Annotated in this window: 21 protein-coding genes and 1 riboswitch; of the genes, 11 read left to right on the forward strand and 10 right to left on the reverse strand. The window is 37.3% G+C overall.

Annotated features, from left to right (window positions below; all coding sequences use genetic code 11):
• Positions 1-38: 38 nt before the first annotated feature.
• From HLX49_RS06845 to HLX49_RS06855, 3 genes are read left to right on the forward strand one after another with little or no spacing between them, the layout of a single operon-like run.
• Positions 39-977: a 1,4-dihydroxy-2-naphthoate polyprenyltransferase gene (locus HLX49_RS06845; RefSeq protein ID WP_077703207.1), complete on the forward strand. Its 939-nt coding sequence runs from the start codon at positions 39-41 to the stop codon at positions 975-977.
• 15 nt (positions 978-992) lie between these two features.
• Entirely contained in the window at positions 993-1,379 is a 387-nt protein-coding gene (locus HLX49_RS06850) for a hotdog fold thioesterase (RefSeq protein WP_101933738.1), read from the forward strand.
• Between the two features lie 25 nt (positions 1,380-1,404).
• Entirely contained in the window at positions 1,405-1,758 is a 354-nt protein-coding gene (locus HLX49_RS06855) for a TraR/DksA C4-type zinc finger protein (protein WP_077703205.1), read from the forward strand.
• 182 nt (positions 1,759-1,940) lie between these two features.
• Here HLX49_RS06855 and HLX49_RS06860 read toward each other — a convergent pair whose 3' ends face one another.
• The 5 genes from HLX49_RS06860 to HLX49_RS06875 all read right to left on the reverse strand — a co-directional run bounded on the left by HLX49_RS06860 (position 1,941) and on the right by HLX49_RS06875 (position 10,417).
• A complete protein-coding gene (locus tag HLX49_RS06860) occupies positions 1,941-2,912 on the reverse strand; it encodes a P1 family peptidase (protein WP_077703204.1) in 972 nt (323 codons plus the stop codon).
• A gap of 317 nt (positions 2,913-3,229) precedes the next feature.
• Positions 3,230-3,826 carry an ECF transporter S component gene (locus tag HLX49_RS06865; protein ID WP_483372446.1) on the reverse strand — a complete coding sequence of 199 codons (597 nt, stop codon included), beginning with the start codon at positions 3,824-3,826 and terminating at the stop codon, positions 3,230-3,232.
• Positions 3,827-3,992: 166 nt separating this feature from the next.
• A riboswitch (FMN riboswitch) is annotated at positions 3,993-4,133 on the reverse strand.
• 113 nt (positions 4,134-4,246) lie between these two features.
• The gene (locus tag HLX49_RS17075) at positions 4,247-4,798 is read right to left on the reverse strand and encodes a hypothetical protein (RefSeq protein WP_367112726.1); all 552 of its coding nucleotides are present in this window, start codon (positions 4,796-4,798) and stop codon (positions 4,247-4,249) included.
• 105 nt (positions 4,799-4,903) lie between these two features.
• Positions 4,904-8,578, reverse strand: coding sequence for a S8 family serine peptidase (locus HLX49_RS06870; protein WP_367112725.1), 3,675 nt, complete (start codon positions 8,576-8,578; stop codon positions 4,904-4,906).
• Positions 8,579-9,358: 780 nt separating this feature from the next.
• Positions 9,359-10,417, reverse strand: a complete 1,059-nt coding sequence (locus HLX49_RS06875) for a M20/M25/M40 family metallo-hydrolase (RefSeq protein WP_077703202.1) — start codon at positions 10,415-10,417, stop codon at positions 9,359-9,361.
• 282 nt (positions 10,418-10,699) lie between these two features.
• Between HLX49_RS06875 and HLX49_RS06880 the strand changes: the two genes are divergently transcribed.
• The 3 genes from HLX49_RS06880 (at position 10,700) to HLX49_RS06890 (ending at position 12,896) form a co-directional block, all read left to right on the forward strand.
• Positions 10,700-10,831, forward strand: a complete 132-nt coding sequence (locus HLX49_RS06880; RefSeq protein ID WP_296361073.1) for a hypothetical protein — start codon at positions 10,700-10,702, stop codon at positions 10,829-10,831.
• A 154-nt stretch (positions 10,832-10,985) separates the two neighbouring features.
• Complete coding sequence (locus HLX49_RS06885) at positions 10,986-11,543, forward strand: thioredoxin family protein (protein ID WP_296361074.1); 558 nt, start codon at positions 10,986-10,988, stop codon at positions 11,541-11,543.
• 339 nt (positions 11,544-11,882) lie between these two features.
• Complete coding sequence (locus HLX49_RS06890; RefSeq protein ID WP_296361075.1) at positions 11,883-12,896, forward strand: potassium channel family protein; 1,014 nt, start codon at positions 11,883-11,885, stop codon at positions 12,894-12,896.
• Here the strand turns inward: HLX49_RS06890 and HLX49_RS06895 are convergent.
• Positions 12,867-13,286: a YugN family protein gene (locus tag HLX49_RS06895; protein ID WP_077703198.1), complete on the reverse strand. Its 420-nt coding sequence runs from the start codon at positions 13,284-13,286 to the stop codon at positions 12,867-12,869. The two genes, HLX49_RS06890 and HLX49_RS06895, sit on opposite strands and share 30 nt — an antisense overlap.
• Positions 13,287-13,469: 183 nt before the next feature.
• Here HLX49_RS06895 and yugI point away from each other — a divergent pair, with 183 nt between their 5' ends.
• Complete coding sequence (yugI, locus tag HLX49_RS06900; protein ID WP_077703197.1) at positions 13,470-13,835, forward strand: S1 domain-containing post-transcriptional regulator GSP13; 366 nt, start codon at positions 13,470-13,472, stop codon at positions 13,833-13,835.
• Between the two features lie 38 nt (positions 13,836-13,873).
• Here the strand turns inward: yugI and HLX49_RS06905 are convergent, their stop codons facing one another.
• Complete coding sequence (locus HLX49_RS06905; protein WP_077703196.1) at positions 13,874-14,113, reverse strand: DUF378 domain-containing protein; 240 nt, start codon at positions 14,111-14,113, stop codon at positions 13,874-13,876.
• Between the two features lie 145 nt (positions 14,114-14,258).
• On the opposite strand from HLX49_RS06905, the gene HLX49_RS06910 reads away from it, so the two are divergent.
• Both HLX49_RS06910 and HLX49_RS06915 read left to right on the forward strand, forming a co-directional pair.
• Positions 14,259-15,605, forward strand: coding sequence for a glucose-6-phosphate isomerase (locus tag HLX49_RS06910; RefSeq protein WP_296361076.1), 1,347 nt, complete (start codon positions 14,259-14,261; stop codon positions 15,603-15,605).
• A gap of 549 nt (positions 15,606-16,154) precedes the next feature.
• A complete protein-coding gene (locus HLX49_RS06915; RefSeq protein WP_296361077.1) occupies positions 16,155-17,324 on the forward strand; it encodes a MalY/PatB family protein in 1,170 nt (389 codons plus the stop codon).
• A 109-nt stretch (positions 17,325-17,433) separates the two neighbouring features.
• Here the strand turns inward: HLX49_RS06915 and HLX49_RS06920 are convergent, their stop codons facing one another.
• Positions 17,434-18,003 carry a superoxide dismutase family protein gene (locus tag HLX49_RS06920; RefSeq protein WP_077703193.1) on the reverse strand — a complete coding sequence of 190 codons (570 nt, stop codon included), beginning with the start codon at positions 18,001-18,003 and terminating at the stop codon, positions 17,434-17,436.
• A gap of 258 nt (positions 18,004-18,261) precedes the next feature.
• Positions 18,262-18,441, reverse strand: a complete 180-nt coding sequence (locus HLX49_RS06925; protein WP_073011010.1) for a hypothetical protein — start codon at positions 18,439-18,441, stop codon at positions 18,262-18,264.
• A 224-nt stretch (positions 18,442-18,665) separates the two neighbouring features.
• On the opposite strand from HLX49_RS06925, the gene kapB reads away from it, so the two are divergent.
• Positions 18,666-19,043 carry a kinase-associated lipoprotein KapB gene (gene kapB, locus HLX49_RS06930; RefSeq protein WP_077703192.1) on the forward strand — a complete coding sequence of 126 codons (378 nt, stop codon included), beginning with the start codon at positions 18,666-18,668 and terminating at the stop codon, positions 19,041-19,043.
• Positions 19,044-19,160: 117 nt separating this feature from the next.
• Here kapB and HLX49_RS06935 read toward each other — a convergent pair whose 3' ends face one another.
• A complete protein-coding gene (locus HLX49_RS06935) occupies positions 19,161-19,424 on the reverse strand; it encodes a phosphocarrier protein HPr (RefSeq protein ID WP_077703191.1) in 264 nt (87 codons plus the stop codon).
• Between the two features lie 515 nt (positions 19,425-19,939).
• On the opposite strand from HLX49_RS06935, the gene deoD reads away from it, so the two are divergent.
• Positions 19,940-20,647, forward strand: coding sequence for a purine-nucleoside phosphorylase (gene deoD / locus HLX49_RS06940; protein ID WP_077703190.1), 708 nt, complete (start codon positions 19,940-19,942; stop codon positions 20,645-20,647).
• Positions 20,648-21,283: the final 636 nt, after the last annotated feature.

Raw genomic sequence — 21,283 nt, forward strand, 5'->3', positions numbered from 1 at the left:
CAATATATTGCATCAAATAAAGGGAGGGGGAAAAATATATGCATGCATCTAATAAAGTAACCGTAAAACAAGCGCTCAATGAAAGGGATGGTTTACAAATATGGTGGAGGTTATTACGTCCTCACACATTAACTGCTTCATTCGTACCAGTATTTGTTGGCTCAATGCTTGCTTTTCATGAAGGGCATATGAATCTACTACTTTTCTTCGCCATGCTAATTGCTTCTATGCTTATTCAAGCGGCGACAAACATGTTTAATGAGTATTATGACTTTGTAAAAGGTCTTGATAATGAAGGTTCCGTTGGTATTGGGGGTACAATCGTACGAGATGGTATTAAACCGAGAACAGTACTAAGCTTGGCATTAACCTTTTTTGGAATGGCAATGCTACTTGGTCTTTATATTAGTGCAACTTCAAGCTGGTGGATTGCAGTTATTGGTTTAATATGTATGCTTTTCGGATATTTATATACAGGAGGTCCTTTACCCATTGCCTATACTCCATTAGGTGAATTATTTTCAGGATTCTTGATGGGAACTGTGATTATCGGAATTAGTTATTACATTCAAACAAAAACCATTACTGCAGAAGTGTTGTTTGCTTCCATTCCAATTGCGATTTTCATCGGCGCTATCTTACTTTCTAACAACATTAGAGACCTAGAAAATGATAAGGAAAACGGACGCAAAACATTAGCAATTTTATTAGGGAGAAAGAATGCTATCGTGTTTCTAGGAATGATGTTTATAGTTGCCTTCGTAATAACCGCATGGCTTATTATCGAAAACATTTTTCCAATATGGTCATTGATTACCTTTATTGGGGCAATTAAAGCTGTAGATGTTATCCTAAAATTTAAAGGTAAAACGCAACCACTTGAAATGATGCCAGCAATGGCTGCAACGGGTAAAACTAATTCCATTTATGGGATTTTATTAGGAATTTCATTATTTATCAGTACGTTTGTGAATTAGGAGGTACTAAAATACATGGCTTACCCGAATACACTAATGGAAGCACTTGGAATTGAGACAGTAACAATGACGAAGGAAAAAGTACAGCTTACCATGCCAGTCGATAAGCGAACACGCCAACCATTTGGATATTTACACGGAGGTGCCTCCGTTGCATTAGCAGAATCAGCTGCTAGTATTGGGGCGAGTTTGCATGCTGACCTCCAAACGCAAGCCGTTTTCGGAATAGAAATTAACGCTAACCATATTCGAAGCATTAAAAATGGGAAGGTTACAGCTACAGCACTTCCGATACACATTGGCAAGTCAACGATGGTCTGGGAAATAAAAATTACCGATGCAGAAAATTGGCTCTTATGCGTTTCTCGATGCACCATTGGTGTTATTACCAAAGAAAAATAATCCAAGGCTTGAAAGGGGTTCGCCAATGAAAACACATCTTACTGAAGACAAGTTATTTGAGTTTAAAGAACGACTCTTAAAGTTGAAAAAAGAAACAGAAGAAGCAATAGAAGCCAAAGTTACGAAAGTACCAAATGAATCTTTGGAGAAGCTGGCAGATTACGATAATCACCCAGCAGATATGAGTTCGGAACAATTTGAACAGGAAAAACAAGCAGGAATACAACAAATGCTAGAAAAACAATTACAAGATATTGATGATGCGCTACAGAAAATCGAAATGGGTACATTTGGTTTAAGTGAAAAGTCTGGAAAACCAATCTCAATTGAACGTCTAGAAGCACAACCGACAGCACGTTTTTTAGTAGGAGAAAAATGAAGTTAACTCTCATTTTTCTAGTGGGCACTAACAATCCGTGTGGGCTTCTTTTACACACGAATTGCTAGTGCCCTAACTCTATTCTCTTGAAAAATTTTAACACATGAAGAATAGTGAACCTACAATCAGTGGGTTTTTTTATTCCCCACTGATTATTAGTAGCCCAAGTTATTTGGAGTAGCCTACCTATTTCTCAGCTTATATGTTTGATAAGCAGGAATACCTCCAACGGACTCTGCTGCTAGAATTGCTTGGACAATGGATTCTTCCAATGTTTCTACAGCCATAGCTCCTATTAAATCAATGGATTGTTTTCGTTGCCCTGTACTTAAAGTAAAGATCGTATCACCGTCCATTTGCGTATGTGCAGGATAGATTGTCTTTGCCAAAGCATTATGAGCTATTTGTGAAATCTTGGTAGCCTCTGCTTTCGTAAGCAAAGCGTTCGTAGCTATCACACCAATTGTCGTGTTCATACCAGCAGACTTTTGACTTTGGTGTTTTTGCATATAAGTAATACTGTCCATCATTTCTTGGGTGTCCAAATCTATTGGTCCTGCTAATATTTCTCCTGTGTCTGGGTGTCTAATATCTCCAACTGCATTTACAGCTACGAATGCTCCGACAACTATGCCATTATCAAGTTCTACTGACGCACTTCCTAATCCTCCCTTCATACAATGTTTGAAGCCCGCTACTTTTCCGACCGTTGCACCACATCCTGCACCAACATTCCCAAAAGAAAAATATCCTTTTTTAGCTTGTTTGGCTGCTTGGTAACCCATTTCTTTATCTGGACGAACCTTGCTATCACCAACAGCTAAATCAAATAAAATTGCTGCAGGAACAATCGGGACCTTAGCAACACGAACATCTAAACCTATTCCTTGCTCTTCTAAATAGCGCATTACTCCATCAGCTGTGGCTAAGCCAAACGCGCTACCACCAGAAAGCGTAATTGCATGTACTTGATTCACAGTATTTACAGGATCTAATAATGCTGTTTCTCTTGTTCCTGGCGCTGATCCTCGAACATCTACACCACAAACCGCACCATTTTCTGCCACAACGACAGAGCACCCTGTTATCGCTTCCATATTTTCAACATTTCCTACCTTTATCCCTGGTACATCCGTTATGTTCCCATAAGCCACCTAAAACACCTCTGTTTCTATTATTTTTATTAGAAAAACCTGGCTTCTTGTCGCCAAGTCTTATTGGGAAAGCTGTAGTTTTTCTTCTACTTTAAACCTTTAAACTTTTATATAGTATAAAACATTATTTACTAGATAACGTATACGAAGCAAAAAATTCGCTTTATTTCGTGAATTGTAGAACATTTTTAAAGCCGGCTCTTTGGCACATAGCAACTCTTGCGCTAGTTCCATATAAGGAAAGAAAGAAGCAGTGCGAGCCATTCAAAATAATAGACTGCACTGCTCCTGTTATTTTAATTTCCAATAGAATTGGATTACGAGGATGCAAAATTAGCTTGCTTTTCTTCTACCCAAGCGCGTAGCTTTACATACAATGGGACAAATAACAAGCCAACAATTATTCCTTTTATAATATTAAATGGTAGTATCCCCGCAGAGACTATCCCCCATTTAATTGCAGTATTTGACATGTCTTCCCACCCCATAAACCATGCATATGCTGGTAAGAAAACAAAATAATTTAAAACACTCATTCCAACTGCCATTACGATTGTTCCCGTAACTAAACCAGAAACTATACTTTTCACACCTTTAAATTTGTGATAGAGCATAGACACTGGTACAACAAACATCATTCCAGCTATAAAATTAGCAAGTACACCAATTGGGTCAGCGGCACCAGATACAGCTAAATATAAGAGGTTTTTAATTGCGACCACAAGGACCCCAGCAACTGGTGAAAAGATGAATGATGCCATTAAAGCCGGAACATCACTGAAGTCAATTTTCAAAAAAGCTGGTAATAACGGCAGAGGAAAGTTTAAGAAAAATAATAATAATGAAATTGTACCTAATAAAGCTAAGACAATGACTTTCATCAGTTTGGATGATTGTTTATTCATCGGTTGCATTTTCTATTTCTCCCTTCATCATGTATCGATTCCAATCTCGTGATGAAGGTTTAGAGCCAGTTTGCTTCCTACATAAAAACCCCTAAAGCGCCTAATCGGGGCTTTAGGGGAAACGTAAACAAACATAGGAAAAAACCAGGCACATATATGTACCTAAAATTTGGCTCGACATCTTCTCCCATCCAGACTGTAACTGTCGGTTCTGGACTTGCACCAGATCAACCACAATAAAAATTGCGGGTCACGGACTTAAGCACACATGCTTTTTACCGTCGGTCGGGAATTTCACCCTGCCCCGAAGATGGAATCGATATTTTATTGTTACGATTATTTTACATGAGATTTTTTAGTTTTGCAAGAAAATAATATTTCAAATTAAAACCTCGCATTCCAATAAAATGCGAGGTTTTATAATGGCAATTACTTCTCAGCGTTAATCCATAACTTTCCTGTTGCTTGCTTACGTGTCTTATTGCCATAATTATCTTCTACCTTTACCTCAATAACGGCACCTTCTGCAACGACACTGCTTGTTGCTGTCCAATAGCCGACGTAATGGCCTTCTGATGTTTCCATCATTGGTAGTTCTGTAGCATTCGTAGCTGTATTCGTTAGTGGCATATGAATAGCATAGGTTGCATTTAGCCCTGGTTCACTTTCAAACTCAATTTTGATGGACTCACCAGCTGCTAGTGTAGCATCTTCTTCTGGGGTTAAATTCTCAACCTTAGGCGCTGTGAAATCGACATCCACTGTAATTTTTTCCTTCGTTTTATTTCCTGCTGCATCTTGAGCTACCACTTTAATTTCATTTTCACCATTGTCTAACAAAATTCGTTTGGAATATTTGCCATCTTGTACTTTTGCTTTCTTACCGTTCACTTTTACGGTGTCCAAATTATTATCAGAGACAGAACCTGCTACAGTAACAGTCTCTCGATTCAGTTTTTCCTCATTTTTTGGTGAATCGATGGTTAGCTCAGGTTTTTCGGTATCTAGTGTTAATTTAACGGGCTCTGAATCGCCTGTTGGATTTCCATCTAGCTGTGAGACTGCTGTTAGTTCATTTTCCCCTTCTTATAGTTCCGCTGGAATAGCAAACGTACCATCCTCCCCTATTTCAGCCGAGCCAATTTCTTCTCCATTGTTCATTATTTGGATCGTAGTCGTTGGTGAAGCAGTTCCTTCTACAGTAATCTTTTGCTTATTCGTAATAGCGCCATCTTTTGGCGAGGTAATTTCAGGTTCCTCTACTTCGTAATTAACGTGAGCGCGAATCATATAGTTTCCTTCTTCTGCTGGTGATTTAGACCAAGATCCACCAACTAGTTGATAACTTCTATCTTCATTTGGACTGCTTTCATCTGTAGCAAGTCCAGGTGCTTCTGTATTTGGCGCTGTTTGCACATACACCACATAAAATTCTTCTTCTACCACAATGCCATGTTCTTCTAAATCGACGACTGTCCATTCATTTTCATCGCGAATGGCTTCAGCATCAACTGGGCCTGCTATCTTTTCACCTGGTGTACCATCTGGTCCATTTGCATCCCAAACCTCCACTTGAAATGCAGTACCACCTGGTTGTGGAAACTCTTCATTCCAAAATTTAAAGACAGCGGCATCAACAACACCAGTTTCCTTTCCTTCTGGTAATGTCATCTTTACGCCCCAACCATTTCCAGCATCATAGAATGCGCGAGCATTTTCTGGTGTTCCATCATCATAAGCAATTTCTCCACCAGGCACCGTGTAGAATGGCTCTAATTCCACATTTTGAGTACTATCGTTATCCTCTAGATTAATTTTCATTTCTGCACCATGATAACCGCTCGCAAGTACTTTTAACGTATATGCCCCCTGATAAGCGGTGAGTGAATAATTACCTTCCTCATCTGTCGTTACTGGTTCAATATTGGCATCCTCCACTACTAAAATCGTTGCATCTGGTATAGGTTTGCCTGTTTGTTCATCCGTAATGGTTCCGCTTATCGTGTATTGATCCACTTCTTCTAACGTAAAATCAGCCTTCGAAGTACCATCCGGATCAACGGTTACAGACTGCTCTTGTGATTGAAAGCCATATGCTTCAGCTTTTACCGTAAAATCTCCCGCTGCATGTAATAATGAGTAGCTACCTGTAGCAGGGTCTGTAGTTACCGTACGTCCACTTTCTATGACACTTACTTGCGCTTGCATTGGTAATAATGTCGGATTCACTGTATCTTGTTTTGGTTTTGATTTTTCCTTTGGTTGAATAGGTTTTATTTTTTCCGGGTCTACTTTTTCCTTTTTGGCTGATTGTTTATCTTGTTTGTCTTTGGAAGCCAAACTTACCGTATCAATAAATCCTAATAAACCAGGGTTTGACACTTCTGCTGTTAAAGAAACATTTTCTGTACTTGGTGTATCTGTTAAAGCAACGTCATCAATATACCAGCCATCACGTGTAACACTACCGTCTGTATCTAAATTAAAGCCTATATAAACTCGCTGGCCGAGATAGTCGGATAAATCAACTGTCATATTTCCCCATCCGTCAGATACATTGGAAATTTCCTCAAGCTGTGTCCAATCCTCTTGGTCCGTGGAAATAAACACATGACCATAGTCGTAATTGTTTTCTAAGTTATACCATTGATTAAATTGTAAAAAAGCGTCCCCCTCTTTCGGAAGATCAATTGGCGGCATCACAAGTGTCGTATTTGAATCACTCTCATACGCACCAGCTAAATTAGTAGCATATACATTCTCTCCAGAAGCAGCAGTTTCAGGTCCGGAAGTTGGCACTCCACGCTCCCAACTATTGTTTTCTCCAAATACCGTCCAACCAGCCGATGCTGCTTCAAAATCTTCCTCATAACCGACCGTAATTCCCGGTCGTAAAGCTACCTCATACGTTTCACTTCTCGCTTCATTGTTGCCAAAATCGTTCATATACCATGTGTAAGATAAACTTTCCCCAGTTAATTGATCTCCAGGGATGGAAGCTATATAGCTTCCATCCTTATAATCACCAGAGACACGTTCTGCTTCAATTGTTTCTTCCTCCCCAGCTGCGTTCGTATACTGTAAATCAACTGAACTTACGCTAATATTATCAGACACTTGAATATTTAAATCTAAATCCATCCCCATATATGCTTCTGTTAATGGCTCATGCTCGAAAACAGGTGCTTCTTTATCTTCACCAGCTTTTGTTACTTGCCCTTCTAAAGTTCCTAAACCAGATACTAAAGAAGAAACAGCGTCATAAGCGTTAACTAGTCCATGCCCATATCCGTTATTCGGTGATTCAGGGTAGTCACTGTCTGTGAGCGGATTAGCAGTTGACATAGCGATTTCTTCCATTTCATTCACAGTAAGGCTTCCATCTGCTTGCTTCATTAATGCTAAAACCCCAGAAAGCGCTGGACTAGCCATGGATGTACCATTCCATCCTCCTTCATAACCGCTTCCCGGCACACTTGAACGAATATTAACACCAGGTGCTGTTACTTCTGGTTTTATTTCGTCATATGGCGAAGGTCCCAGTAAAGAGAAACTTCCTAACACATCGTTAACATCCGTTGCACCAATGGCAAAAGACTCTGGATAATTGGCTGGCACCGCTACTGAACCTGGCCCACCTGGATTAGTTAGAGTAGTATTACCAGCGGCAAATGCTGGGAAAATACCTGCTTCTCTCCATGCAGTTACTACATCTCGATACCATTCATCAAGCCCTGAGCCACCACCCCAGGAGTTATTTACAATATCCGGAGCCATGGAAGCGTCTCCATTTGGAGCTAGCATCCATTCTGCAGCTGATAATAACCAATTGTCATAGCCGACACCTGAGGCATTTAATCCTTTTGCTGCAATCCATTTTGCTCCGGGTGCTACCCCGATTTGATTGGAACCGTCAGCCTCTGCTCCAACCATTGTTCCCGTAACATGTGTACCGTGTGAGTGATCATCATAAGCTTCCTCTTCGCCAGCTGTTGCATCGAAGAAACTTGCAGCGTGATCTACTTCTCCAGTTTCAGAATTATATCCACGATACTGCTCCTGCAAAGCTGGATGATCCCATTGTACTCCGCTATCAATACTTGCTACTACAATACCCGAGCCGTCAAAGCCCATATCCCATACAGACGGAGCCCCCACACGTTCCACATTCCATTCTAGATTTTCGTTCTCAGCTTTTGATTGCTTTTCTTCTTTATCAACAGTTACTTCAAATAGTTTACGTTCCTCATTCGGTAATATTTTCTCTACTTCAGGATAAGAAGCAATTTTTTCAGCTATCTTTTTGGTAGCTGTTACCGACATCCCATTCACAATATGAAAAGATTGAAATGTCTCTACATTTCCTTTCTCTTTTTGCTTTTGAATATAATCTTTTACATTCGTTTGCGATTCTAAAGCTGTAGCCTTCAACTCTGAAATAACTGCAGAACGTTGAACATGTTCTACCTTTTGTGCTGTCAAGCTAGCTTTTTTTGCTGTTTTTTTTGCATTATCAGCCGCCTTTTTCACATCTGCCTTTTCAGCAAATTTAACAAGAAAAGTTACCTTATCATCATTTTTGAATTGCTTTGTTAATTTGCTACTTAGCTTATTTTCTACCTTACTAGAATCACTTACAGATTGATGCAATTTCTGCGTCTCTTGCGCACCAGCTATCCCAGGCGTGAATAAAGAAAATGCAATAAAACATGTTGCGGCAATGCTTAGCATTTTGGTTTGTCGCCTTCTTTTTCTTTTCAAAGCTATTCCTCCCTCCATTTTTTCAAAGCTGCTACAAGTAAAAGAACAACAGATGCATCTTCCCCCCCTTTCATTTTCTGCGTTCTTTTGTAGCTACTAGGTCACTCTTTGTTGTTAAACTAAGTATAGTAGAGTAATCATGAAGAAAGGTGTCGATATAAGTCGTTTTCCATCTCAATATTCTAAATTAATAAAATAGTCTCATTTTTTCTTGCTTTTATTCATCCTATTTGTAACCTATGCATGCTCATTCTCTTAGTAACACTTGGCTTATCGCCAAGCGTTTTTATGGCGAAAGCTTAAACTATAAACCAAAAAAATCTTATATCTTTCTGTAGTGCAAAAAAATAAGCTAGTTTCCTCCTACTCAGGAAAACTAGCTTCAAATATAGTTTTGTTACGGGGATGAAAATTAACCGTTAAGAAAATTTAAAATCACGCTTTTTGCTCTAAAAACTACTAACGTTTCTCTTTTATTTAGTATAAAAATGATTAAGTTTACCTACAACTCCAAAATTTAGTTTAAGCAATTTGCTTATATAAAGAAAACGAACGACCTTCTACCTAATTTTTCACTTGAAATTCAGGATAAAAACCTACCTACCTTTGCTCATAGCTTCTATTTACCTAGAAAAGGCTGATCCTGCTGTCATTAAAACTCAAAGATTCATTTTAAAAGAAAGTCTTGTCTATTTAGAAAGCCTTCGTTTTTTTCTACTATATAACCACCAAAAAAATCTTATACTCTTCCTAATAGTGTCAAAATTAAATTTTACACTATTATAAATCAAGTGGGTTTAAGCTTTCTTCTCCTGTTAACGCAGAGATCATTGCCACTAACAAATCAATTTCTTCGGCTATATCTTTGATACTTGCTGTTTCAACAGGAGAATGCATATATCTAAGCGGAAGGGACACGAGCGATACAGGAACTCCTTTTCCTGTCAGCCGCATTTTATCAGCATCAGTTCCAGTCATACGTGGCGTAAGCTCATACTGAATAGAAATATCTAAAGATTTTGCCGCCTTTTCAAGTAGTTGATTGATCTTGATATTGATAGGGGCGCCTTTTGCTAATACAGGGCCTTTTTCTAATCGAACATCACCATATTTATTTGTATTAACTCCAGGATAATCTGTCGCAAATGTAACGTCGCAAGCAATCGCCATATCCGGTGCTACACCTGCCGCTGCAAAATAAGCGCCGCCCATATTCGTTTCTTCATTTACTGTACTAGCTGCATAGACACCTACTTGACAGCCCGTCTCTTTCAATTTTCTTAGCACCTCTGCTACAATAAAAGCGCCTGTCCGATTGTCTAGACCGCGACCAGCAACATAACGGTCCGACAGAAATTCCGGTTCGGTCTTATATACCGCTAGATCACCAATATGTATTTGTTCCTCTGCCTCTTCTTTCGTTTTAAAACCGCAATCGATAAACAAATCTTCCAAACTAAAGTCATTCTTTAAGCCACCATGATGTTGAGCATTGACGCCAATAACACCTGTTAAACAATCATTTGCACCTAGCACCATCACCTTCATTCCAACCGCAGCTTTAGGATTAATGCCACCCATTTTATCAAAATGTAAGAAACCATGCTCGTCAATTCGATTAATAACTAGTGCTATTTCATCACAATGACCGGCTAACAACACTTTGAATGGTGCCTCAGGGTTTAAAACACCGATAGCATTTCCAGCATGATCTGTTCTTATTTCATCTACAAAAGGTTTGACATATTCCAACCACTTCTTTTGGATTTCCATTTCTAAACTGGATGGAGAAGGGGTTTGTAATAACTCTAACAAAAATTTTTGGTTTGCTAATTGCATCTTATTTCCTCCTAACGTTGATAAGTTCTATTGTTATCATAGCAAAAAATTACCGCACAAGCACTTTTGTTTACCAATCTTGCATATATAGGTAGACTAATTAAAAGTGCCTGTGACATGAATGAGAGTATACCGTATGACAATATACCATTTCTTTGGCGGTTATTCTGTGCCAAATAGGTAGGTATTTGTGTGAGAGAGGCTGAAATTAAAATTTGTGGTGGACTGATTTACGACTGCAGCAGTACCTTCGCAAAACAAAATGTAAATTACCGGAATTACATGAAGGATTTGAAAGTTATTTTAAGCTTTATTTATCTACGCTCCTTTGGGCGTGTAAAACAGGTAATCGGTCGCTTGGAATGCAAGGTGGCGACTCCTGCAGGAAAAGCATATGCTTGGCGTTTTTTGTGAGTGAGGAGGCTCAAGCAGCCCTGAGGAGTGTCCGCTTGTAGTGAAAAGCGACGGCTTCAAGAGGGTATACAATTTCAATCAGGAAAGCAAATAATAGGTTAGAAATAATAGGCGAATATGAACGCCTATATATACTATAAAAGGAGTTAAGCGAATGGACCTTCTACAATGGTATGAAAAAGGAATAGAACCAGATGTTTATATTGAATCAATGAAAAAGCATAAGGAGAACTTACTTGCCATTTATGATCACTTCCAACTGCCAGATAATTATACGCTTTATGCGCAAGTAAAAGAAAAACAATTAAAAGTGATTGTTTTGACAGAGGACTGGTGTGGTGATGCCATGCTCAATATTCCTATCTTGTTAAAACTTGCTGAAGCTACTAACATGGACGTGCGTATACTATATCGTGATCAAAATCTAGAACTAATGGATCAATATTTAACAAATGAAACATCTCGATCCATTCCTATTTTTATTTTTATTGATGCAAATGGAAATGAAAAAGCTACATGGGGACCACGAGCAAAGAGCATACAAGATTTTGTGGATAAAGCTCAAGCGAAATTACCAAATAAAGAGGAAGCCGATTATCAAGATAAATTTAAAGAAATGATATTATTTATGAATAAGAGCTTCCGGGATAACTCCCAGTTTTGGGAGCATGTATACAAAAGTATAGAACACACGTTAAAGCAAATTAGTTAGAGAAACTGCCTTGTTAAAGCCTCTATGGAATAACAAACGACAACCTGTTAGGACGCTAACACTCGCCTAAATTCATACTGGTATATTAAAATTACTCATAGCTACGGAGATCATCTTTCGTATAATCAAAAAACCCTGTGATTATAAAGACCATAACTTGTCTATACTATATGAAAAACATGTAGCGTTTTGAGCATACAGCAGCGTTAGTTGCTTATGCTCAAAATGGTGAATCTCTCATTTCTTCGTTATGCATAGAAAAGCCCGACTTAACAATGAAATAGCTATTGTTTTCTTATACTATAATCAAAAGAACATGTAAAAAAGCAAATGTAAAAGGTGAGTAATTTGAGTATTCGATTAATTAAACAAATTTATTTTAAACTGCCTTTATTATTCAAACTACTAATGAGCATTTTTTTATTTATGCTCGTTTTTGGATTTTTCATTCATTTAGCAGAACCTAACCAATTCCCTTCCATTTTTGATGGTATTTGGTGGGCATTCATTACTGGAGCAACTGTCGGTTACGGAGATTTTGTTCCTTTAACCCCAATCGGTAAATTAATAACCATATTGTTAATCTTAACAGGTGGCAGTTTAATTGCTTTCTACATAACCTCCTTAGCTGCTTCTACTTTTAGACAAGAACAAGCTATAGAGGAAGGAAGGGTAGCGTTTAAAGGAAGCAATCACCTTGTACTGATTGGTTGGAATGAAAGAAGCCGACAGCTAATCGAATCTATTGCTCAGTCTAATTCACATACTCGAATGGTACTTATCGATACGACGCTAGAACACGTCTCGTTTTCTGATTACCCTGTCCACTTTATTCAAGGTGACCCTACAGAAGACATGGTTTTAAAAAAAGCAAATATACACTTAGCCGATCGTGTATTAATTACTACAGATACAGCCAAAAATGAACGAGATGCTGACAATGTCACCATTCTCACAGCTGTAGCTATTCGAGGAAATAATGCAAACGTCCCCATTATTGCCGAGATTGTTTCACTCACACAAATCGAAAACGCACGTCGTGCAGGAGCTACCACCATCATACGCTCTAACGACTTTACAAGTATATTATTTTTCCATGAAATATTTCGTCATAAAGTATCGCAACCATTTGAAGATATCCTTCACTTATTAACGAAGCAACAATTTTACCATAAAGAAGTGGAGGGGGAGTTGGGAGATTTAACCTTTCAGGAAACGATTGTTTTATTAAGCAATAAACAGCAAATCCCTCTTGGTATTATTCGTAATGAGCGCTATTATGTGAACCCTTCACCCCAATTTCGTTTACAAAAAGGTGACCTGTTAATCATACTCTTGCCTTGGAATAAGTAACGCTTCCACTTCCTTTATATAATCTTTTCCCATATCAATATATTCTTTTGGTATATCCGTATCTGGATCTGTCGGCGTCTGGAATTGGTTAACTAGTCCTTGAACAGCACCATTTCGACTATCTATATCATTTCCAGACTCATATTGGTGCCCCAATACGAATGGTTGTTGTAGACGAACGATAACACCTGGGGAATCTAACGCCCCTGCAATAGCTTTAAACGGAATTCGTAAAAAATAATACGTACCTCGATCATCCAACTTAATATCTAAGTATCCATGATCATACTCCCAACTCGAACCTATAACAAATCCTATAGGTTTTAACACTTCCTCTAATTTAAATAAAGCATATGTTTCATCTTCCAAACTTGTTTGTATTGGTACCATTTACCTGTCTCCTCACATAATGATAATAATAGTGTTAAAATTATATTCGTACTTCCTATCTGAACCCGTTAAAAATATTCTTTTCATTTAAAATACTACCCGTATGTTTTGCTACCTAGAGATTATTATGCTAAAATATTTTATTGTGTAAAAAGAAACGAAAAGAAATAGGAGTTGTTCAGCATGACAAGCAATTTTGAGATTGGGCAAATTTTAGATGGTAAGGTTACTGGAATTCAACCATACGGTGCATTTGTTGCACTTGATGAAGAAACACAAGGACTCGTTCATATTTCCGAAGTTACTCATGGCTACGTTAAAGATATTAATGATCATTTAACAATTGGCGATGACGTAAAAGTAAAAGTATTGCAAATTGATGAAGAAAAAAACAAAGTTTCTTTATCTATCCGGGCTACACAAGAAACACCACAAGCTAAACCAAAACAAGTTAAGCCAAAGCAAGTAGAAGTAGAACCTTCTGGATTTAATACGTTAAAAGATAAACTAGAAGAGTGGATGAAACAATCTAACTACAATAAGAAATAATGATAAGGCAAACTCGCATTCGGAGTTTGCCTTATGATTTATCGATCTACACCTTCTGGTTCGTGCTGATCTGCAAAAGCTTCATCGGTTTTAAACAACAGTGGGATTAATACTAGCCCGCTAATCCCTACTACTGTGTAGATAATTCGAGCAAAAGCTGCACTCTGCTCACCGCCAAATATTGCAGCCACTAAGTCAAACTGAAATAAACCAATTAAGCCCCAATTCACTGCGCCAATAATTGTTAATGCTAAAGCTGTCCGTTGTATTCCATTCATTTTTACAACCTCCTTCCTTTCGTATCTAACATAGTTTTTGTAAAATGATAGAGATTATGCAGTTTCTTTCTTGATTTCCCTCCGTCTCTTGGGTAAAGTGAATAATGTAACAAACTTATTTCTAACTCTTTAAAGGAGGATACACATGACTCACGTAACATTCACGTATAAAAAAGCTCTTCCCTTTATGAATGAACAAGAATTAGATCATCTTGAAAATGCAGTAGAAACTGCCCATCACGCCCTACACAATCGAACAGGCGCTGGTAGTGATTTTCTTGATTGGATTGACTTACCCGAAAATTATGATAAAGAGGAATTTAATCGCATAAAAAAAGCAGCAGAAAAAATTCGCGATCATTCGGATGTGCTATTAGTTATCGGTATAGGGGGCTCTTATTTAGGTGCTAGAGCTGCATTGGAAATGCTTAACCACTCCTTCCAAGCTTATATAACAAAAGAAGAGCGAAAAGCTCCGCATATTATTTTTGTTGGACACCATATGAGTTCAAACTATATGCATGATTTAATGGACGTGTTAAAGGATAAAGATTTTTCCATTAACGTGATTTCTAAAAGCGGTACAACAACTGAGCCAGCAATTGCGTTCCGTATTTTCAAGCAAATGTTAGAAGACAGATATGGAGTAGAAGGTGCAAAAGAACGTATTTTTGCAACAACTGATAAAGAAAAAGGTGCATTAAAATCTTCTGCCGATCAAGCTGGTTATGAAACATTTGTAATTCCTGACGGTGTTGGGGGACGTTATTCTGTTTTGACAGCTGTAGGGTTGCTCCCAATTGCAGTAAGTGGCGCTTCCATCGATGAAATGATGCAAGGTGCACGCGATGCTATGAATGATTTTTCTGAACCTAGCTTAAAAAACAACGTAAGTTATCAATACGCTGCGGTTCGTAACATTCTTTACAATAAAGGGAAAACAACTGAACTGCTTATTAATTATGAACCAAGTTTACAGTATTTTGCAGAATGGTGGAAACAGTTATTTGGCGAAAGCGAAGGAAAAGATCATAAAGGCCTTTACCCTTCTTCAGCTAATTTTTCGACTGATTTACACTCATTAGGGCAATATATTCAAGAAGGGCGCCGTAACATTTTCGAAACTGTGCTTCGCGTTCAAGAGCCAAAGCGTCAATTAACTGTAAAAAGTGACCCTGTTGATGCAGACGGATTAAATTATTTGGCTGGCAAAACCATTCACGAAATAAACGATAAAGCCTTCCAAGGAACGCTTTTAGCTCATACAGATGGTGGCGTACCAAATCTTGTAGTAGAAGTACCTAAACTAGATGCTTATACTTTTGGCTACCTTGTTTACTTTTTTGAGAAAGCTTGTGCTGTGAGCGGTTATTTATTAGGTGTTAACCCGTTTGACCAACCAGGTGTTGAAGCATATAAAAAGAACATGTTTGCGCTTTTAGGTAAACCAGGCTTTGAAGATGCAAAAAAAGAATTAGAAGACAGGTTGTAATTTTTTTAGGGGAACCATCCCTCAATACCTCTTCATGCAGCGTAGCGATGAGCGTAAAATAATAAAAATGAAATGAGCATGTTTAAAATAATTCTCATTGGGTATACTAAGAAATGTAAGACTTTCTCGTATTCCCCCTGTAGGCAAAGCGCTAAAAACGCTTTGCTTTTTTCTTTTTAATAAACATCATTCTCTCGAGTCCAAACAATGAGGATTTTTTCATCCCCTAGCTCAAAGGTTTGACCAAAAGGATATTACAAATTAAGCGTTAGTACAGTAATCCACCACTTAGGCTTGATCTGCTCATATCTGCCATTTTTAAGTGGCAATCTCACTGCACTTTATATCCAGAGTAAAATTTAAGAAACTCATATAACGTAAAGCCTCTAAGCACAAGATCAAAAATTCTGCGCTTTCATTTCATATCATGTTATACTAAACATATGCGTTTGAGCACTGGTCGTAGGTAGACAGTTTCAATAACAAAGCTGGATGACAACTATGTCTCCAACAGAATATGTCAGAATGGTATTATTAAGGAGGCTATAAATGAATTTATTTGAAGAGCAACATAGCAGAAAAAATACGCGATCTGTAAAATGGGATATGTTAAAGCCTGTATTCCAAACAGACGATGTCTTACCAATGTGGGTAGCAGATATGGACTTTAGAGCTCCTGAACAGGTAAACGAAGCACTTATCGAGCGCGCTAAACACGGTATTTACGGCTATACAATGGTGGATGATGTAGTTAAAGATTCGGTTGTAAAGTGGATTCATCGTAGGCATAATTGGCACATTGATTCTAATTGGTTATCATTTAGTCCTGGTGTTGTCACTAGTTTACATATGGCAGTGCAAGCTTTAACAGAGCCTAATGATAAGATACTTATTCAAACACCCGTATATACCCCTTTTTACAATGTGATCGAAAGCCACGATCGACAAATTGTAAAAAATCCATTGCGCTATGAAGATAACTACTATCAAATTGATTTTGACGATTTTGAAGCTAAATTAAAGCAAGGCGTAAAGGCGTTCATTCTTTGCTCCCCACATAATCCAGTAGGACGTGTGTGGAAAAGGGAAGAACTAGAAAAAATAGCGAAATTATGCTTAGATTATAATGTAATTATTATTTCGGATGAAATTCATTGTGATTTAACGTTTCCCAATGAGCGACATATCCCTATCGCTTCTCTTTCTGAAGACATGAATGACCAAACAGTAACATGTATGGCTCCATCGAAAACATTTAATTTAGCTGGTTTACAGGCTTCCTATATCATTACTCCTAACCAAGAACGAAGAAAAAAAATTGAAGCACACTTATCAAAACAAGGCGTACATGGTTTAAACATAATGGGAAACACCGCTTTAGAGGCAGCTTATTTGCATGGAGACAGTTGGCTTGACGAACTTCGCGAAGTTTTGCTAAGTCATAAACAGTATGTTGAAGAAATGTTAGAAACGCATATTCCAGAAATAACTGTAACACATTCAGAGGGAACTTACTTACTTTGGATTGACTGCAGTGCTTTAAATATGGATCCAAAAGAATTACGTGAATTTATGATTCACAAGGCAAAAGTAGGTTTAAATACAGGGAAAGATTACGGAGAAGAAGGATCAACCTTTATGCGGATGAATATAGCTTGTCCAAAAGCAACATTGGAAGCGGGCGTAAGAAGAATCATCCAAGCAATTCAAAACAGATAATTTCATTCATAAAAGCAGGGTGGCATAAGCGTTACGTTTAGCCAGACCTGCTTTTTTTAATGCTTTAGCTACTTTACCATCCAAAGCGAACATTTCTAGTACATTCGGCCTACTTTTCATCTTCATTATTTTGTGTTGGGTCTGATGGTTGTTTTTCATTATCACCATTTGTTTTTGTTAACGTGCCACAAATTATTCTCTCTCCTGAATCTCCACCAGGTTGGCTTACTCCGTCATCTTTATTTTTAGTAACAATAACGGATGTTCCTTCACCCTTAATTAGCGAATTTTTTCCATCTAATAACGTCGTCTCTGGCATCATTAGTTCAGCGTTAATAACTCCGTTAGCATCCGCTTCTATGTTCGGCATGTCCCCTAAATGGTTTCCTTCTGGATGCATGAGACCATGTTCTGCACCAGTCGGGTTAAAATGATTGCCAGCTGATGTGAAATCAGGTGCTTCACATTTGGCGTATTCGTGTACATGTATTCCATGAAACCCTGGTTCCAGCCCTTCTAATTCCACTTTCACCTTTACCCCATCAGATTGTTCATGAAAACTGGCTGTACCAACCATATCACCTGATGAATTGTACATTTCAACTTCTTTTGTTTTTTCATCTTTTGGCTGGCAAGCTACAGCTATTAATAATAGAGAAATGACCATCACCATTCTCATAATTATACATCCACCCTTTTTTAAAAATTAGCTTGCCCATTAACTATACTGCTACTCGTTTATTTATAGAATACAATTATTATACAAAAAAGAAACCAAAAATTTTATCATTTAAAAACCCCTCCACCATGGAGGGGGATTCAATTGTGCGTTAACGTAGAAGCAAAGTATAGCATTCGGCTGTTACTTTCTCCCACTGAAATTTTATTACTTGGACTTCGCCTTTCACATAAAAACTTGGCTAGAAGCCAAGTTTTTCTAATCATGAGGTTCATGCAATTCCTTGTGGTATTGTTGCTTAAATTTTCGCTCATCCTTCTTCGATTTCTTATAAATAAAGTACATGGCCACCCCTGCAGCAATCATAAAAATAAGTAATGTTATAATGGCAGGGATATATTCCGATTTATCCTCTGGAAAATAAAGAAAAGGCATCATTTTTCCTCACATCCTCCCATGTTATTATAACAAACTTATCATTATTTGCTACAAGCATAAAGGAATTTGTTTATTTTCAGAAAACGTATTGTTTGGATTCTCTTTTAATGCATAGTGATACTTTTTTTAAAAGTATCACTATGCTACAACTATTTGCAGTTTCTTTTTTTCTTTGGCAAAATTGAACTAAGTGCATTTTTTTAACAGAAGGGAGGCTTATTATTATGGCGGACGTAGCTATAGGGCATATTGTAAAAGCACATTATCGATCAGGTACCTATATTGGAAAAGTGGTCGATGATAAGGGAGATCGTTACGTGGTTGAAGTGCTTGCAGTAAAAAAACACCCAATGCAAGGTGATTTACACAACCCCCAGCAGACAGAAGGCGTTTTCTTTCATGAACGAAAAGCTTTAGCTTTTGGTGAAAAAACTAACGTTAAAAAAGCAGCTGTACACCCTTTTAATGAAACGATTCCAAATTATAATAATTCATTAAAAGAAGCCATAGAATCATACCGGAATAAACTGTTACAAGAACATTCAGATTACAACCAAGCTGCACTTCAATGCTTAGCTAATTTGGAAAAAGATTATTACTAATGTGTACTATTTCCCCTCTTTCTGCGCAATGATACAATAAGGCGTACCCACATATTAGTATAGAGCCTAAAAATAAACAAGCTACCAGTATCGCAGACTGACAGCTTGTTTATTTATTTACTCACCAAGATGTTCTTTAATAACTTCTTCAATACCACTAATAGCTTCTGCTTCATCTGAACCATTAGCAGTAATTTTAATTTGTGCTCCTTTAGGAATACCTAACGACATAACACCCATAATGGACTTCAAGTTTACTGTTTTGTCATTGTAAGCAATTTCCACTTCAGATTCAAACTGACCTGCTTTGTTTACTAAAAGTGTAGCAGGACGAGCATGTACTCCAGTTTCTGCAGTAATTGTGAAAGTTTTTTCTGTCATTTTCCTTCATCCTTCCAAAGAAATAATCATGTAATGTAATTATAAAATGGCTCAGCAAGCATAGGATTTTCTTTATCTTTTTAAATCGATTACATTCTCCTCATCTTCCAAGCAAATCTCAATGAAGATAGCCCCTGCTCCCTTAACCTTGTTTTTTCCAACAGGACAAGCACAAGCTTTTTGTATAGGTATACACTTCATCCAAGTGAAAAACTGAGCTAAACCTATTATATACAAAAAAACGATATTTTGAAACAAAAAAGTGTTTTTTTAATAAAATGTTTTATTTTTCTATTTAAAAGTTACGAAACCCACGAAGTAAATAAGCTGTTCTATTAAGTAATCATCTAATTTTCTCTCTACTAGCACTAGCCATCATACTTATCCTTTTTATATAACTTGCATTTTTCGACCACATAATATTCATATTTATCCTTTCTTTGTAGTTGTTTTTCATTTTAGCCTATGATAACGTTATTTTGAAACCTACTCAATATTATAAGGAGGCTAACATGATGAGTGTACATATTGGTGCAAAATATGGAGAAATTGCTGATAAAATCTTATTACCTGGTGATCCTCTCCGCGCTAAATTTATCGCAGAAACATTTCTTGAAAATCCAAAACAGTATAACGAAGTAAGAGGGATGCTAGGATATACTGGAACATATAAAGGGGAAAAGGTTTCTGTTCAAGGAACAGGTATGGGAGTCCCTTCTATTTCTATTTATATCAATGAGTTAATGCAAAGCTATGATGTTCAAAAATTAATTCGTGTAGGTACATGTGGTGCAATTCAAAAGGATGTTCAGGTGAGAGATGTTATTCTCGCTCAAGGATCAACAACAGATTCTCAAATGAATCGAATGGTTTTTGGTGGTATTGATTATGCGCCAATTGCAGACTTCGATTTATTAAAGAACGCATACGATGCCGGTGTTGCGAAAGGGCTAAACCTAAAAGTCGGTAATGTATTTACAAGTGACACCTTTTACAGAGACAATGCAAAGGAAGTAAATGAAAAATTAGCTGCCTACAAAGTGTTAGCAGTAGAAATGGAAACAACTGCTCTTTATACATTAGCTGCAAAATTTGATCGTCAAGCATTATCCGTGCTAACCGTATCCGACCACATCTTAACTGGAGAAGAAACATCAGCTGAAGAAAGACAAACTACTTTCCATGAAATGATGGAAGTGGCCCTAGAAGCAGCTATTAAGTAAACTTTTACATTTAGGATTTCCCTACTAGATTATAGCTAAACCTACTATTTTAAAACTTTCAGTCAGTTAAAAAAGCGCATTCGCGTACCTATAATTGGTGCGCGAATTATATTTTTGCTCCCTTTTGTATTTAGTATTAAGGCTATAAGCCAACTTAGTAAATGCTATGCATAACACCTTAAACCTTAGAAAAACTTTGCTTACCATCAAGACCTTATGGCGATGAAACGCCGTCGTTTTGCTTATTCTATAAACCATTGAAATTTTATGCTTTCCTATATGAACAATATATAAAGAACAATATATAAAGAACAATATAAATGCCGTTTAAATCTTAATAATAGCATCCCTCTCCCTCATGCTATATCACTTAACAGATGCATGTTCTCTCTCCTCTAACAATCGTTAACTCATTAATATAAAGGTTGACAAACAGACTATTAATCGATACTATATTTCTATCATAATAAATATTCAATTAGTATAAACCATTATACACAGAGGGGGAAAAGTCTGAAATAAACCATTAATGTGTAGAACAGATACTTGAGCATGCCAAATAAGCCATCCTAGATGACTTTTCAAAAAATTGTTTGGTTTAAAGGCTATGTTACTGAAGTTTCTGGCATCATAATT

Source organism: Virgibacillus sp., assembly GCF_013393565.1.
Classification (GTDB): domain Bacteria; phylum Bacillota; class Bacilli; order Bacillales; family Amphibacillaceae; genus Virgibacillus; species Virgibacillus dokdonensis.